This is a genomic window from Ottowia pentelensis (genome assembly GCF_964341695.1).
This window is the reverse complement of record NZ_OZ224513.1, coordinates 2,032,475-2,048,195: the sequence shown is the minus strand read 5'-3', so window position 1 is coordinate 2,048,195 and position 15,721 is coordinate 2,032,475. Positions and strand designations below refer to the sequence as shown.

The following is a 15,721-nucleotide window of genomic DNA, read 5'->3' as shown; positions in this document are numbered from 1 at the left end:
CTCAGTCTCCGCCGACGTAGATGAACTTGAACAGGAAGATGGCGGCAATGATCCACACCATCCAGTGCGCCTCGCGCGCGCGGCCCGTGAGCAGCTTGATGCCGGCGTAGCTGATGAAGCCGAAGGCCAGGCCGTTGGCGATCGAGTAGGTGAAGGGCATCATCAGCGCGGTGATGGCCGCCGGCACCACCTCGGTCGAATCGTCCCAGTCCAGCTCGGTCAGCTCGCGCAGCATCAGGCAGGCGACGAAAAACAGCGCCGGCGCCGTGGCGTAGGCCGGCACGGCGCCGGCCAACGGGGCGATGAACAGCGCCGCCAGAAACAGCACCGCCACCGTGAGGGCCGTCAGGCCCGTGCGCCCGCCCGCCTGCACGCCGGCGGCGCTCTCGACGTAGGCGGTGGTGCTGGAGGTGCCCAGCAGCGAGCCGGCGAAGATGGCCACGCTGTCGGCGAGCAGCGACTTGTTCAGCCGCTCCATGCGGCCGGGCACCAGGAGGCCCGCGCGCTTGGCCACGCCCATCAGGGTGCCAGTGGCGTCGAACAGCTCAACCAGGAAGAACACCAGCACCACGTTCAGGAAGCCGTGCGACAGGGCCGCCTTGATGTCGAGCTTGAGGAAGGTCGGCTCGATCGAGGGCGGCATGTCGAAGATGCCGTGAAACTGGTTGCCGCCGAAGAAGAAGGAGGCGATGGTGACCGCGATGATGCCGATCAGGATGGCGCCCGGCACGCGGAACTTGTCCAGCGCGACGATCAGCAGAAAGCCCAGCGAGGCCAGCACCACCGGCGCCGAGTGCAGGTCGCCCAGCGTGATGTAGGTGGCCTTGGACGGCGCCACGATGCCCGCGCTCTTGAGCGCGATCAGCGCCAAAAACAGCCCGATGCCCACCGTGATGGCATTGCGCAGCGACTGCGGGATGCCGCGAATGATCAGGCCGCGCAGGCCGAACAGGGTGACCGCCATGAACAGGCAGCCCGAGATGAACACCGCGCCCAGCGCGGCCTGCCACGGAAAGCCCATGCCCAGCACCACGGTGTAGGCGAAGTAGGCGTTCAGGCCCATGCCGGGCGCCAGCGCGATCGGGTAGTTGGCGTACAGCGCCATCACCGCCGTGCCCAGCGCGGCAATCAGGCAGGTGGCCACGAACACCGAGTCCTTGGGCATGCCCGCGTCACCCAGGATCGAGGGGTTGACGAAGATGATGTAGGCCATCGTCAGGAAGGTGGTGACGCCGGCGATGATTTCGGTGCGCACCGTGGTGCCGTGGTCTTGCAGTTTGAACACGCGTTCGGTCCAGCTCATGGGCTTGTCTCCTCGAGTTATGGGGCTTGGGAATCAGGGTTGGGGGGAAAGGCCAGCGGCGTGGCCGTGCGCCAGGCTGGCGGCCACGTCCTTGGTTCGCTCACGCAGCCAGCGCGCGCTGCTCGACTGGTGGCTGCGCGGATGCCACAGCTGGTAGTACAGCAGCGGCGGCAGGGCGATGGGGCAGGGCAGGATGACGACCGGCAGCTGGGCCGCCACGCGCTCGCAGTACTGGCGACCGGTGGTCAGCACCAGCAGGGTGCCGGCCACCATCTCGGCCACCAGGCTGAAATAGGCGCAGCGCGCGGCGATGTTGCGCTGCAGGCCTTGGCTGTCGAGGATCTGGTCGATGATGCCGCGCGCGCCGGGGTGCATGGGCGTGGGGGCGATGTGCTCGGCGGCCAGCCAGTCGGCCTCGTCCCAGCCGCGGCGCACGGCCGGGTGCTCGCGGCTGACCAGGCACACCACCTCGTCGCTGAACAGGCGCGCCAGGTGCAGGTCTTCGGGCGGCTGCAGCCAGTTGCCGATCACCAGGTCGATGTCGCCCTGCGCCAGTTGGGCGCGGTAGTCGCTCTCGCGCGTGAGGGCGTGGATCTCGATGCGCGTGAGCGGCGCCTGGCGCTTGACGTCGGCCACCAGGCGCGGCAGGAAGGACGGGTCCAGGTAGTCGCTGGCGGCGATGCGGAAGGTGGTGGTGCTGGTGCGCGGGTCGAACTGGCGCGCCTCGGTGAACAGCGACTCGGCCGCGCGCAAGATGTGGGCCGCCGGCTCGACCATGCGGCGCGCGGCGTCGGTGGGCGCCATGTGGGCGCCGTGGCGCACCAGCAGCGGGTCGCCCGCCAGCTCGCGCAGGCGCTTGAGCGCGCTGGAGACCGCCGGCTGATGCATGCCCAGGCGCAGCGCGGCGCGCGAGACGCTGCGCTCGGTCAGCACGGTGTGCAGCACGCGGATCAGGTGCAGGTCGATGCGGTCGAACAGCTGGCGCTCGGAGACCGCGCTGGCCATGCCGCCGGGCGCGGTGTCGCCGCCCGATGGGCCGGGTGGGGGTGTGCTCATGGTGCCGTGCCCGGTGGAAGGCGTGGGGCTTCAGGCCGCTTGCCGGACGGCGGCCAGCGCGCGCAGGATGGCCTCGCTGGTGGCGGGCGCCGACAGCGGCGGGTCGACCTGGTGCCCGCCCGCGGCCGAGATGGCGTCGCGGATGGCGAAGAACACCGAGAAGGGCAGCAGCAGCGGCGGCTCGCCCACGGCCTTGCTGCGGTGGATCGAGTCTTCGACGTTGGGGCCGTCGAACAGCTTGACGTTGAACACCGGCGGGCAGTCGTTGGCGGTCGGGATCTTGTAGGTGCTCGGCGCGTGCGTGGTGAGCAGGCCCGTCTTGGGGTGCCACACCAGCTCTTCCGTGGTCAGCCAGCCCATGCCCTGGATGAAGGCGCCCTCGACCTGGCCGATGTCCACCGCCGGGTTGAGCGAGCGGCCGGCGTCGTGCAGGATGTCGGCGCGCAGCAGCTTCCATTCGCCGGTCAGCGTGTCGATCACCACCTCGCTCACCGCCGCGCCGTAGGCGAAGTAGTAGAACGGGTGGCCCTGCATCCGGTCCTTGTCCCACGACAGGCCGGGCGTGGCGTAGAAGCCGTCGGACCACAGCTGCACGCGGTCCAGATAGGCCTCGCTGATGACGGTGTTGAAGGCCAGCACCTTGCCGCCCACGTGCACCTGGTCGTTGGCGAAGCGCACGTCCGCGGCCTGGCCGCCGTGGCGCGCGGCCACGCTGGCGGCCAGGCGCTCGCGCAGTTGGCGCGCCGCATCCTGCGCGGCCTTGCCGTTCAGGTCGGCCCCGGTGGAGGCCGCCGTGGCCGAGGTGTTGGCCACCTTGCTGGTGTCGGTCGCCGTGCAGCGCACGCGCTCGAAGCCCACGCCCAGTTCGTGCGCCACCACCTGCGCCACCTTGGTGTTCAGGCCCTGGCCCATCTCGGTGCCGCCGTGGTTGACCAGGATCGAGCCGTCGGTGTAGATGTGCACCAGCGCGCCGGCCTGGTTGAAGTGCTTGACGTTGAAGCTGATGCCGAACTTGACCGGCGTCAGCGCCAGCCCGCGCTTGAGCACCGCGCTGTCGGCGTTGTAGGCGGCCACGGCGGCGCGGCGCGCGGCATAGTCGCTGCTGGCCTGCAACTGCTCGACCAGCTCATGAATGATGTTGTCGCGCACCGGCTGCAGATAGGGCGTGACGTTGCGCTCGTGCTGGCCGTAGAAGTTGGCGCGGCGCACCGCCAGCGCATCGCGCCCCAGGCGGCGCGCGATGCTGTCCAGGATGTTCTCGATCGCGATCGCCCCCTGCGGGCCGCCAAAACCGCGAAACGCGGTGTTGCTCTGCGTGTTGGTCTTGCCGCAATAGCCGTGCATGGCGACCTCGGGCAGCCAGTAGGCGTTGTCGAAGTGGCAGACCGCGCGCGTCATCACCGGCGCCGACAGGTCGGCCGAATGGCCGGCGTGCGACACCATCTGCAGCGTGACACCCAGGATGCGGCCCTCGTCGTCGTAGCCCACGTCGTACTCGTACCAGAAGCCGTGGCGCCGGCCGGTGATCAGGAAGTCATCGTCGCGGTCCAGCCGCAGCTTGACGGGGCGGTTCAGCAGCCGCGCGGCGACGGCCGCGATGCAGGCGAACTGGGCCGACTGCGACTCCTTGCCGCCGAAACCGCCGCCCATGCGCCGGCACTCGACCAGCACCGCGTTGGACGGCACGCCCAGCGCATGCGCCACCAGGTGCTGCATCTCGCTCGGGTGCTGGGTGGAGCAGTGCACGTGCATGCCGCGGCCTTCCCTGGGGATGGCGTAGCTGATCTGGCCTTCCAGGTAGAACTGCTCCTGCCCGCCCACGTCCAGGCTGGCCGTCAGGCGGTGCGGCGCCGCCGCGATGGCGGCGCGGATGCCGGCCTCGTCGCGCCCGCTGGCGCTGCGCAGCAGGTGCATGGGCGGCACCACGTACTGGCCCTTGGCGTGCGCCTGGCGCGGCGTCAGCACGGGCTCGGCGGCCTCCACGCGCAGCACCTGTTTGGCCAGCGCGGCGGCGCGGCGCGCCGCGTCGCGCGTGCGGGCCACCACGGCGAACACCGGCTGGCCCAGAAAGCGGATTTCGCCGTCGCACAGGATGGGGTCGTCGGGCAGGGCCGAGCCGCAGTCGTTGACGCCGGGGATGTCGTCGGCCGTGATGACGCGCACCACGCCGGGCATGGCGCGCACCGCGTCCAGGTCGATGCCCAGCAGCCGGCCGGCGGCGACCGGCGAGGTGCCCAGCGCGCAGTGCAGGGTGCCGGCCAGCTCGGGAATGTCGTCGGCATAGGTGGCGGTGCCGGTGACGTGCAGCACCGCCGATTCGTGCGGCAGGCTGATGCCCACGCGCGCGCCGGCGTCCTGCGCGCGGCCTTCGCCGGCGGCGTCCAGCCGCTGCCGCTGGTTGGCGTGGTAGTCGGCAAAGGGTTCGGCGGGGCGCAGCAGATGGTCGGCAACGGGTTTGTTCATGGTGCTCTCCTTGAACATCGCTTCAGGCCGCCACGTGCGGCATGACGCTGAACACGCTGGTGTCGCCCGGCGCCAGCGGCGCTTCGGCACGGGTCTCCAGCCACAGGCGCTCGATGAGGTTTTGCGCCACCTGCAGGCGGTAGCCGTCGCTGGCGCGCATGTCGGTCAGCGGCGCGAAGTCCTGCTTCATGGCCTGCTGGGCGGCGCGCACGGTGGCCTGCGTCCAGGGCTGGCCCAGCATGGCCGCCTCGGCGTGCGCGGCGCGCTTGACGATGCCGGCCATGCCGCCGTAGGCCAGGCGAATGCTCTGCACGGCGCCGCCCGCCAGCTCGATGGCCATGCCGGCGCACAGCGCCGAGATGTCGCAGTCGAAGCGCTTGCTGATCTTGTAGCCACGCACCTGGCGCGCGAAGGCCGCCAGCGGCACGGCCACAGCCTGCACGAACTCGCCCTCCTGCAGGGCGTTCTTCATGTAGTCCAGATAAAAGTCTGCCAGCGGCATGCGGCGCACCGCGGGGCCGCGGCGCAGCTCGACCTGTGCGTCCAGCGCCATCAGGATCGGCGGCGAGTCGCCGATGGGCGAGCCGTTGGCCACGTTGCCGCCCAGGGTGCCGGCGTGGCGGATGGGCGGCGAGGCAAAGCGCAGCCAGACGTCGGTGAGCTGCGGCGCGCGCCGCACCAGGGCGCGCCAGGCGTCCTCCAGCGAGGCGGCGGCGCCGATCCACAGCTCGCCCTCGCGCTCTTCGACACGCTGCAGGTCGGCCACCTGGCCGGTGTAGATCAGGTCGCCCACGTCGCGGAACTGCTTGTTGACCCACAGGCCGACGTCGGTGGAGCCGGCCAGCAGGCGCGCCTGCGGCTTGGCCAGGCGCAGGGCGGCCAGCTCGTCGGCACTGCGCGGGGCGTGGAAGTGGTCGAGCCGCTCGCCCTGCGGCGTGACGGTGGCGGCGGTGTAGTCGAGCGCGGCGGGGGCTTGCAGGGTTTGCAGCGCCTGCACGACGGCGGCGCGGTCGAGCCGCACCGACGGCAGGTCGAACATGCGCTGGCCGGCGTCCAGGATGGGGCGGTAGCCGGTGCAGCGGCACAGGTTGCCCGACAGCTCGTCGGCCAGCTGCTGGCGCGACGGGCGCGTGCCGGCCTGCTGGTGTGCCTCGTAGCTGGACCACATCGACATCACGAAGCCGGGCGTGCAAAAGCCGCATTGCGAGCCGTGGCACTCGACCATGGCCTGCTGCACCGGGTGCAGCTCGGCGGCATCGGCGGCAGCTTGGGCATCGTGCGTCAGGTCCTGCAGGTCTTCCACCGTGAACAGCGCCTTGCCGTCCAGCGTGGGCAGAAACTGGATGCAGGCGTTGACGCTGGCGAGCTGCAGCTGGCCCTGCGCGTCCAGCTCACCCAGCACCACGGTGCAGGCGCCGCAGTCGCCTTCGTTGCAGCCTTCCTTGGTGCCGGTGGCGCGCTGGCGCTCGCGCAGCCAGTCCAGCACCGTGCGCGTGATGGGCTCGTCGCGCACCGTGACCACGGCGCCGCCGTGGTAGAAGCGGATGGCGGGGGCGGGGCGGTGTTCGGTCATGGCGTGTCTCGGGTTCGATGGCGCGGGCGCCCGTGGGGCCGCACCGATGCCGCAATGATGCGACGTCCTCGCCGGGGCGGCATACCCACCCCTTCATACTCGATATGTTGTTGCTCGTATAACACTCGGGTTAACCCGAGCGGATCGAGCCGAATGGCGTACCGGCGCGCTCAACGCGTGGTACTGGCAGCCGGCGGCGCCTGCAGCAACAGCTGCGCGGCGGTGGCGACGGCGATGACCTCGGGCTCCTTGCCGGTGATGCCGGGAATGCCGATCGGGCAGGTGACGCGCGCCTGCTCGGCCTCGCTGAAGCCGCGCGCCGACAGGCGGTGGCGAAAGGTGGCCCACTTGGTCTTGCTGCCGATCAGGCCGATGTAGGGCAGGTCGTCCCGCTCGCGCAGGCGCTGCAGGCAGGCGATGACGATGTCCAGGTCCTCGGCGTGGCTGAAGCTCATGATCAGCACGCGGCTGCCGGGCGCCAGTTCGTGCACGGCGGCCTGGATGGGGTCGCTGTATTCGGTGCGCACCTGGGCCGGCAGCGCGGGCGGAAAGACCTCGTCGCGGCTGTCGATCCAGCGCACGGCGTAGGGCAGGGTGCACAGCACCCGCACCAGGGCGTGGCCCACGTGGCCGCCACCGAACAGGGCCAGCGGCGTCAGGTTCAGGCTCAAGCGCTGGCGCAGCGCCGGGGCGTCGGCCGCGCCGATGCGCTCGAAGCGCAGCATCACGATGCCGCCGCAGCACTGGCCCAGGCTGGGGCCCAGGGCGAAGCGCCGCACCTCGCCGGGCGCGGGGGCGCCGGCCTGCCCCTGCAGCAGGGCGCGCGCCTGGGCGACGGCGTCGAACTCCAGGTTGCCACCGCCGATGGTGCCGCTCAGGCCCTCGGGCCACACCACCATCCAGGCGCCGACCTCGCGCGGGGCCGAGCCCTTGGTCTCGGCCACCTGCACCAGCACGCCGTCCGCCTGCGGCAGGCGTTGCAGGCAGTCGTCCAGCGCGCCAAGGGTGCTCATGCACCGATTGTGCGTTGCCGGCCCGGCGGCCTTATGGGCCTGCTCTTATGGCGCCCATGCCACGGACGGCATTGGCCAGGCTCAATCGACCTGCGCGCCCGAGGCCTTGACCACCGGCGCCCAGTTGTTCACCTCGTCGTGGATGAAGCGGCTGAAGTCGCGCGGGCTGTTCTTCTCGGACACCGCGCCCAGCTTGGCGTAGGCCTGGATGATCTCGGGCTTGTCGAAGGCGGCGTTGACCACCTGGTTGATCTTGTCGAGCACCGGCTTGGGCGTGCCCTTGGGGGCGACCAGGCCGAACCAGGAGGTGACGTCGAAGGGCGCGACGCCGCTTTCCTCCATCGTCGGCACGTCGGGCGCCGAGGCCGAGCGCTGCTTGGTGGTGACGGCCAGCGCGCGCAGCTTGCCGTTTTGCACGTGCGGCCACGACGAAATCATGTTGTCGAACATGTACTGCACCTGCCCGCCCATCAGGTCGGTCAGGGCCGGCGCGCTGCCCTTGTAGGGCACGTGCACCGCGTGGGTGCCGGTGCGCACCTTGAACAGCTCGCCCGCCATGTGGATCGAGGTGCCGCTGCCCGAGGAGGCGTAGGACACCTTGTCGCCCTGCGTCTTCAGCCAGGCGATGAACTCGGGCACGGTCTTGGCCGGCACGTTGGGGTTGACCACCAGGATGTTGGGCATCTTGGCGCACAGGGCCACGCCGTCGAAGTCGCGGTCGAGGTTGAACTTGATGTTCTTGTACAGCGTCTGGTTGATGGTGCTGGTGACCGCCATCATCAGCAGGGTGTAGCCGTCGGGCTCGGCCGCGCGCACCAGGTCGGTGGCGATGTTGCTCCCGCCGCCGGCCTTGTTCTCGACCACGAAGGTCTGGCCCAGCGCCTCGGTCAGCTCCCTGGCCATCAGGCGTGCCACCACGTCGGTGGTGCCGCCGGCCGAAAAGCCGACGACGATGCGCACCGGCCGGGTCGGCCAGGCGCCCTGGGCGCGTGCGCCCAGGGCGCTGGCGGCCAGCAGGCCCAGGCCGGCCTGGGCGATGTAACGGCGGGTGAGGGGACGGGGCTGGGGCATCGAGAGGTCTCCTTGTGCTTGATTTCGGGAGCCTTCAATGTAACGGCAGCGCGGCCCGATGCGAGCCGCGGTTTTCCCCACCCTGGTTCAGCGCACGTAGGCGGTCTCGCCGTGGCTGGCGATGTCCAGGCCCTGGCGCTCGTCTTCCTCGCTGACGCGCAGGCCGAACACCAAGTCGGCGATCTTGAAGGCGATGAAGGCCGCGATGCCCGACCACACCACGGTCATCAGCACGCTCTTGGTCTGCACCCACACCTGGTGCGCCATGGCGAAGTCGGCGCCCTGCGTGCCGCCCAGGGCGGGCGCGGCAAACACGCCGGTCAGGATGGCGCCGATGATGCCGCCCACGCCGTGCACGCCGAAGACGTCGAAGGCGTCGTCCACCTTCAGCATGCGCTTCAAGCCGCCCACGCCCCACAGGCACACCACGCCGGCCACGGCGCCGATGACGATGGCGCCCATGGGGCCGACGAAGCCGGCCGCCGGCGTGACCGCCACCAGCCCCGCCACGGCGCCCGAGGCCGCGCCCAGCATCGAGGCCTTGCCCTTGTGCAGCGCCTCGGCGGCCGACCAACTCAGCGTGGCGGCGGCCGTGGCCAGCACCGTGGTGACGAAGGCCAGGCCAGCCTGCCCGTTGGCGGCGCCGGCCGAGCCGGCGTTGAAGCCGAACCAGCCCACCCACAGCAGCGAGGCGCCGACCATGGTCAGCGTCAGGCTGTGCGGCGCCATGGCCTCTCGGCCGAAGCCGATGCGCTTGCCCACCATGTAGGCGCCCACCAGGCCGGCCATGCCGGCGTTGATGTGCACCACGGTGCCGCCGGCAAAGTCCAGCGCGCCGTCCTTGGCCAGCAGGCCACCGCCCCACACCATGTGCGCGATGGGCACGTAGCTGAGCGTGAACCACAGCACCGCGAACAGCAGCACCGCCGCAAAGCGCGCGCGCTCGGCAAAGGCGCCCACCGTCAGCGCCACCGTGATGGCGGCAAAGGTGCCCTGGAAGGCCAGGAACACGTATTCGGGGATGGTGGGCAGCCCGCCAAACGTCTCTGGCGTGACGCCCTTGAGGAACAGCTTGTCCAGCCCGCCGAAGAAGTTGCCCTCGCCGCTGAAGGTCAGGCTGTAGCCGTAGATGGCCCACAGCAGGGTGACCAGCGCGAAGATGACGAACACCTGCACCAGCACGCTCAGCATGTTCTTGCTGCGCGCCAGGCCGCCGTAGAACAGCGCCAGGCCGGGAATGGTCATCAGGATCACCAGCAGGGTGGAGGTTAGCATCCAGGCGGTGTCGCCCGAGTTGAGCGCGGGCACGGGCGCGTCGGCGGCAAAGGCTGGGGCGGCCAGCAGCAGCGCCAGCAGGAGGGAAATGCGTTTCATGTTGGGAGGCTCCAGGGTGCGTGCGGTCAAAGGGCTTCGGTGCCGGTCTCGCCGGTGCGGATGCGCAGGACGTGTTCGAGCGCGGTGACGAAAATCTTGCCGTCGCCGATCTTGCCGGTGCGCGCGCCCTGCTCGATGGCCTCGATCACGCGCTCCAGGTCACCGTCGGCCACGGCCGTCTCGATGCGGATCTTGGGCAGGAAGTCGACCACGTACTCGGCGCCGCGGTACAGCTCGGTGTGGCCCTTCTGCCGGCCGAAGCCCTTGACCTCGGACACCGTCAGGCCCGAGGCGCCGACGGCGGCCAGGGCCTCGCGCACCTCCTCGAGCTTGAAGGGTTTGATGATGGCGGTCACCAGTTTCATGTTGCTTCCTTTTTGATAGCTGTTCGCGCTTGATTCATGGCCACTGGAGTGGCTTTTGGCTTAAAACGAATACTTGATGCCCAGCACCAGCGCGGTGCGGCCGGTGAAGCGCCCCGAGGGCGTGACGTAAAGCGCCTTGTCGGCGTTGGTGCCGACCACGGCGGCGCTGGCCGACAGGCCGTTGCCGAAGTCCTTGTTCAGCGTCAGTGCGTAGTCGGTGTAGGCCAGCGCGCCGTTGTGGCGCACGCCCTGGCGGCCAACGTGCGGCACCACCGACCAGCCCTCGCCCAGGTCCAGGTTGGCGCTCAGGTCGAGGTAGCCGCTGCCCTTGCTGTCGGCCACGCCGAACAGATTGGTGAGCGCGTGCGAGTACTTCAGCGTGACCATTTCGTAAGTCAGCGCGCCGTAGATCTCGGTGGTGTTGGGGCTGACCGCCAGCCGCGCGCTGGGGTACTGGTAGCGCAGCAGGCCGACGTCGTAGCCGAGCGGGCCGGCGCTGCCCTTGTAGCCGCCGTAGACGTCCCATTCCATCGGCGCGTCGCCGCCGCCGTCCTTGATCCAGCGGATCGACGACAGCCAGGTGCCCAGGTACAGGCCGCTGGCGTGGCTGTAGTCGGCGCCGGCACTGATGGCGGGATCGAGGCGGCTTTGCGAGATGCCGCGATAGCGGTAGTCGCTGACGGCGCCCAGGTTGAAACTCAGGCTGTGCTCGGGCTTGGCGGCGGCAGCAGTGCTCGGCTCGGCGGTCTGGGCCGACGCGCCCAGGCTGGCGCCCAACAGGCCGGCGGCCAAGAGGGCGGATATCAGGGGGGATGACGAAGGGTGCAAGGTCTCTCTCCTGGGGTTGAAATGGCGGACGCAAGCCTTCAAGCAGATACCGTGCCATGTCAGATCCGGGGCCGCGCGACGGCGCTGCAACGCCGTGGGGGAGCGCGGGCGCTGCTTCAGTGCGACTCCAGTGCGCCCCGGTTCAGGGCGCGTGTGTCGGTGGGTGCTGCACCACTCGCGTGCATGGCCGTGCACGTTTGCGTGCAGGCCGAGGGCGGGCCTTGCGCCGCTTCTGGGGGCCGACACTGATACCCAGTTGCAATCAACGTGTTGAGAACGCCGGGCGGGTGGTGGTGGGCCAAGGGGCTTGGGTGGGCAGCTCCGCTCGTGTCCCCCGCTGTCCGTCTGCGACGGCCATCTCCGCCTTGACCTCGCTGCGCTGCCCACCCAAGCCCCTTGGCGGGAGGCGGCAATCACCCACCAGGCGGCCTGCGCTGCCAGCAACGCCACGGATCAGGCCGTTGGGGTGCCCGGCGCAGTGAAGTGAAGGCGGAGCCGGCCGCAGGCCGGTGGGGGACATGAACGAAGCCGGGCGCCCCGACGGCCTGATCCCGCCCCGCGGCGGGCGTTTAGTCTTTTCGAATGCGAAACCGAATCAGTCGTCCAGCCCCAGGTCCTGCATCTTGCGCGTGATGGTGTTGCGCCCGATGCCCAGCTTTTGCGCCGCCTCGGCGCGGCGGCCGTTGGTCAGCGCCAGGGCGGTGCGCAGCAGTTCGCCCTCGAAGCGCTCGGCCAGCTGCTTCCAGACCTCGGGCTCGCCGGCCTCCAGCCGGGTGCGGGCCTCGTGGGCGAGGGCGGCAGCCCAATCGGCCGGGGCGCTGGCTTCGCTGCCTCCACCCGCGACCGCAGCGGGCAGCGCGGCGCGGGCTTCAGTAAACGCGGTGGCCGGCGCCGGCGCGGTGGCGGGCGGCGATGCCGCGCCGAACAGGTCGGCCGGCAAGTCCTCGGGCTGGATCAGCTGCGTGGGCGCCATCACCGTCAGCCAGCGGCACAGGTTCTCGAGCTGGCGCACGTTGCCGGGGTAGTCGAAGGCGGCCAGGCGGGCCAGCGCGGCGTCGGCGATGCGCTTGGGCTCCACGCCCAGCTCCTGCGCGCTGCGCGCCAGAAAAAAGCGCGCCAGCTCGGGGATGTCCTCGCGGCGCTCGCGCAGCGGCGGCAGGCGCAGGCGGATGACGTTCAGGCGGTGGTACAGGTCTTCGCGGAAGCTGCCTTCGCGCACCTGCTGCTCCAGGTTCTGGTGCGTGGCGGCGATGATGCGCGCATCCACCTTCAGCGGCTGCTGGCCGCCAACGCGGTAGAACTGGCCGTCGCTGAGCACGCGCAGCAGGCGCGTCTGCAGCTCCAGCGGCATGTCGCCGATCTCGTCCAGAAACAGCGTGCCGCCGGCGGCCTGCTCGAAGCGGCCGCGCCGCAGCGCCTGCGCGCCGGTGAAGGCGCCGCGCTCATGGCCGAACAGCTCGCTTTCCAGCAAATCCTTGGGCACGGCCGCGGTGTTGATGGCGACGAAGGGGCCGGCCGCGCGCCGGCTGTGGCGGTGCAGGGCCAGGGCCACCAGCTCCTTGCCCGTGCCGCTGGCGCCGGTGACCAGCACCGTGGCCTGGCTCTGGCTCAGGCGGCCGATGGCGCGAAACACCTCCTGCATGGCGGGCGCCTGGCCCAGCATCTGCGGCATGTCCGCCGCGCCGGCCTCGGCCGCCGGGTCGTGCCGGCTTTCATCGATGGCGCGGCGGATCAGCTCGACCGCGCGCGCCACGTCGAAGGGCTTGGGCAAATACTCGAAGGCACCGCTTTGAAACGCGCCCACGGCGCTGTCGAGGTCGGTGTAGGCGGTCATGACGATGACCGGCAGATCGGGCTGTCGGCGCTTGACCTCGGCCAGCAGTTCGATGCCGCTGCCGCCCGGCATGCGGATGTCGCTGACCAGCACCTGCGGCGCGTCGCCGGCGTCCAGCGCCGCCAGCACCTCGCGCGGGTCGCTGAACAGGCGCACCGGCAGCTGCTCGCGCTCCAGCGCGCGCTGCAGCACGAAGCGGATGGATTGGTCGTCGTCGATGACCCAGATGGGTTTCATGAGAGTAGCTCCATCAGCGCACCGGCAGCAGCAGCTTGAAGCGCGTCAGCCCGCCCGTGCTTTCGTATTCGATCGTGCCCTCGTGCTGCTGCACGAAGGTCTGCGCCAGCGCCAGGCCCAGGCCGGTGCCGTCGGCGCGGCCGGACACCAGGGGCTGGAAGATGCGCTCGCGCAGCTCCGCGGGCACGCCGGGGCCGTTGTCTTCCACCTGCAGCTCGATGGCCAGCCGAAAGCGCTGCTGGCCGATGGTGAGCTGGCGCGCCACGCGCGTGCGCAGGGTGATGCACGCGTCGCCGGCCGTGATGCGCGCGGCCAGCGCCTGGGCGGCGTTGCGCACGATGTTCAGCAGTGCCTGGATCAGCCGCTCGCGGTCGCCGCGCAGCTCGGGCAGCGAGGCGTCGTAGTCGCGCCGGATGTCCAGCCCGCGCGGAAACTCGGCCAGCACCACGGCGCGCACGCGCTCGCACACTTCGTGGATGTTGACCTCGCCCAGCACCAGCGCGCGCTGGTGCGGCGCCAGCAGCCGGTCGACCAGCGCCTGCAGGCGGTCGGCCTCGTGGATGATGACGTCGGTGTACTCGGCGGATTCGGCAAAGTCGCGCGCCGCCGCCGCCAGCGCCAGCAGCTGCGCCGCGCCGCGAATGCCGCCCAGCGGGTTCTTGATCTCGTGCGCCAGGTTGCGCAGCAGCTCCTTTTGCTCGCGCGCCAGGCGGTGCGTGCGCTCCTCGCGGTCCTGGCGCGCCTGCTGCTCGATTTCGATCATCTCCAGCAGCACACCGCCGCGCGCGCCCCCGCGCTCCAGCGGGCTGACGACCACGTGCACCGGCAGCGGATGCGCGCCCGGCGCCGGGCCGTGCAGCGTGGCCTCGAAGCGGCTGACCATCAGCTCGCCGGTGCGCTGCAGCGCATCGCGCAGCGGCGCCGGATCGACGAACCAGTCCAGCGCCTGGCCCTGCACCAGCTTGCGGCGCGACTGGCACAGCGCGTTTTCCAGCGCCGCGTTGACCCGCTCGCAGCGGCCGTCCACGCGCACCACGGCCACCAGGGTGGCGAGCAGGTCGAAGGCGTCGGCTGGCAGGGCGTCGGGCGGGGTGCTCATGCAAGGGAAGGCCGGGTCAGCGGGCGGGTTTATGAGCCAAACTGGCCTGTAGCGCCCGCTGAATCTGCGCGAGCAGCTATGATTTTCAAAGTTCCTTGACCAGCACCTGGCTGCGCCGGTCCCAGTTGTACTTGCGCTTGCGCGCGTCGGGCAGCCAGTCCGGGTCCACCGGCTGAAAGCCGCGCTTGATGAACCAGTGCATGGTGCGCGTGGTCAGCACGAAGATGCTCGTCAGGCCCATCAGGCGCGCGCGCTGTTCCACGCGCTTCAAGACCTTTTCGCCGTCGCCCTGGCCCTGGCTTTGCGGCGACACGGTGAGCGCGGCCATCTCGGCCGTGCCGGCGTCGGGGTAGGGGTAGAGCGCGGCGCAGGCGAAGATCACGCCGTCGTGCTCCAGCACGGTGTAGTTGCCGATGTCGCGCTCGATGTCGGTGCGGCTGCGCTTGACCAGGGTGCCGTCCTTCTCGAACGGCTCGATCAGCTGCAGGATGCCGCCCACGTCGTCGGCGTCGGCCTCGCGCAGGCTTTCCAGCTTTTCGTCGACCACCATGGTGCCAATGCCGTCGTGCACGTAGACCTCCAGCAGCAGCGCGCCGTCGCGCGCGTAGGGCAGGATGTGGCTGCGCTCCACGCCGTGCTCGCAGGCATCGACGCAGTGGCGCAGGTAAAAGCTGTCGTCGGTCGGCCGCTCGGGCTTGGGCAGGCGCGCCAGCATGGCGCGCGCCTCGGCCAGCGGAACCTCGGTGTCGATCGGGTTGTCGTCGGACTCGGGCTCGCCCGGGTGCATGCGCAGGCCGGGCGTCTCGGTCAAGAAGAGCAGCTTGTCGGCCTGCAGCGCCACCGCCACCGAGGTGGCGACTTCCTCCATCGCCAGGTTGAAGGCCTCGCCCGTGGGCGAAAAGCCGAACGGCGACAGCAGCACCAGGGCGCCGCTGTCGAGCGAGCGGCGGATGCCCGCCACGTCCACCTTGCGCACCACGCCCGTGCTCTTGAAGTCCACCCCGTCGATGATGCCCAGCGGCCGCGCGGTGATGAAGTTGCCCGAAATCACCCGCACCGTGGCGCCCGCCATCGGCGTGTTGGGCAGGCCCTGGCTGAAGGCCGCCTCGATCTCGAAGCGCAGCTGCCCCGCCGCCTCCTGCGCGCAGTCCAGCGCCACCTCGTCGGTGATGCGCTGGCCGTGCGAATACCTGGGCTGATGCCCCTTGGTGGCCAGCTGCTCGTTGATCTGCGGCCGAAAGCCGTGCACCAGCACCAGCTTGACGCCCATGCTCTGGATCAGCGCCAGGTCGGTGGCGATGGACGCCAGCTTGCCTGCCGCAATGGCCTCGCCCACCACGCCGACGACAAAGGTCTTGCCGCGGTGCATGTGGATGTAGGGCGCAACCGAGCGAAACCAGGGGACGAAGGTGAAGTTGAAGACGGTGGACATGGGCGAAGGCATGGGGAGGAGGGCGCCTGCAAGCACACGCCCGGGCGGGCGCAAGGATAACGCCCCACGGCGG

Annotated in this window: 12 protein-coding genes; all 12 read right to left on the bottom strand. The window is 70.4% G+C overall.

The window, feature by feature from the left end; all coding sequences use genetic code 11:
* Position 1: 1 nt before the first annotated feature.
* The 12 genes from ACWHMB_RS09975 to argA all read right to left on the bottom strand — a co-directional run bounded on the left by ACWHMB_RS09975 (position 2) and on the right by argA (position 15,648).
* Entirely contained in the window at positions 2-1,303 is a 1,302-nt protein-coding gene (locus tag ACWHMB_RS09975; protein ID WP_377483257.1) for an NCS2 family permease, read from the bottom strand.
* A 33-nt stretch (positions 1,304-1,336) separates the two neighbouring features.
* Entirely contained in the window at positions 1,337-2,308 is a 972-nt protein-coding gene (locus ACWHMB_RS09970) for a LysR family transcriptional regulator (protein ID WP_377483340.1), read from the bottom strand.
* 81 nt (positions 2,309-2,389) lie between these two features.
* Positions 2,390-4,822, bottom strand: coding sequence for a xanthine dehydrogenase molybdopterin binding subunit (gene xdhB / locus ACWHMB_RS09965; protein WP_377483259.1), 2,433 nt, complete (start codon positions 4,820-4,822; stop codon positions 2,390-2,392).
* A gap of 22 nt (positions 4,823-4,844) precedes the next feature.
* Positions 4,845-6,395 carry a xanthine dehydrogenase small subunit gene (gene xdhA, locus ACWHMB_RS09960; protein ID WP_377483261.1) on the bottom strand — a complete coding sequence of 517 codons (1,551 nt, stop codon included), beginning with the start codon at positions 6,393-6,395 and terminating at the stop codon, positions 4,845-4,847.
* 170 nt (positions 6,396-6,565) lie between these two features.
* Complete coding sequence (gene xdhC, locus ACWHMB_RS09955) at positions 6,566-7,408, bottom strand: xanthine dehydrogenase accessory protein XdhC (protein WP_377483264.1); 843 nt, start codon at positions 7,406-7,408, stop codon at positions 6,566-6,568.
* Positions 7,409-7,489: 81 nt separating this feature from the next.
* On the bottom strand, positions 7,490-8,479 hold the full coding sequence (locus ACWHMB_RS09950; RefSeq protein WP_377483266.1) for a Bug family tripartite tricarboxylate transporter substrate binding protein: 990 nt from the start codon (positions 8,477-8,479) through the stop codon (positions 7,490-7,492).
* 87 nt (positions 8,480-8,566) lie between these two features.
* Positions 8,567-9,853 (bottom strand): ammonium transporter, encoded by a 1,287-nt coding sequence (gene amt / locus ACWHMB_RS09945; protein ID WP_377483268.1) that lies wholly within the window; start codon positions 9,851-9,853, stop codon positions 8,567-8,569.
* A 26-nt stretch (positions 9,854-9,879) separates the two neighbouring features.
* A complete protein-coding gene (locus ACWHMB_RS09940; protein WP_293223661.1) occupies positions 9,880-10,218 on the bottom strand; it encodes a P-II family nitrogen regulator in 339 nt (112 codons plus the stop codon).
* A gap of 60 nt (positions 10,219-10,278) precedes the next feature.
* The gene (locus tag ACWHMB_RS09935; protein ID WP_377483271.1) at positions 10,279-11,010 is read right to left on the bottom strand and encodes a TorF family putative porin; all 732 of its coding nucleotides are present in this window, start codon (positions 11,008-11,010) and stop codon (positions 10,279-10,281) included.
* Between the two features lie 631 nt (positions 11,011-11,641).
* Positions 11,642-13,117, bottom strand: a complete 1,476-nt coding sequence (gene ntrC / locus ACWHMB_RS09930; RefSeq protein WP_377483273.1) for a nitrogen regulation protein NR(I) — start codon at positions 13,115-13,117, stop codon at positions 11,642-11,644.
* A 13-nt stretch (positions 13,118-13,130) separates the two neighbouring features.
* On the bottom strand, positions 13,131-14,216 hold the full coding sequence (gene glnL / locus ACWHMB_RS09925; RefSeq protein ID WP_377483275.1) for a nitrogen regulation protein NR(II): 1,086 nt from the start codon (positions 14,214-14,216) through the stop codon (positions 13,131-13,133).
* 85 nt (positions 14,217-14,301) lie between these two features.
* Complete coding sequence (argA, locus tag ACWHMB_RS09920) at positions 14,302-15,648, bottom strand: amino-acid N-acetyltransferase (RefSeq protein WP_377483279.1); 1,347 nt, start codon at positions 15,646-15,648, stop codon at positions 14,302-14,304.
* Between the last annotated feature and the right edge of the window lie 73 nt (positions 15,649-15,721).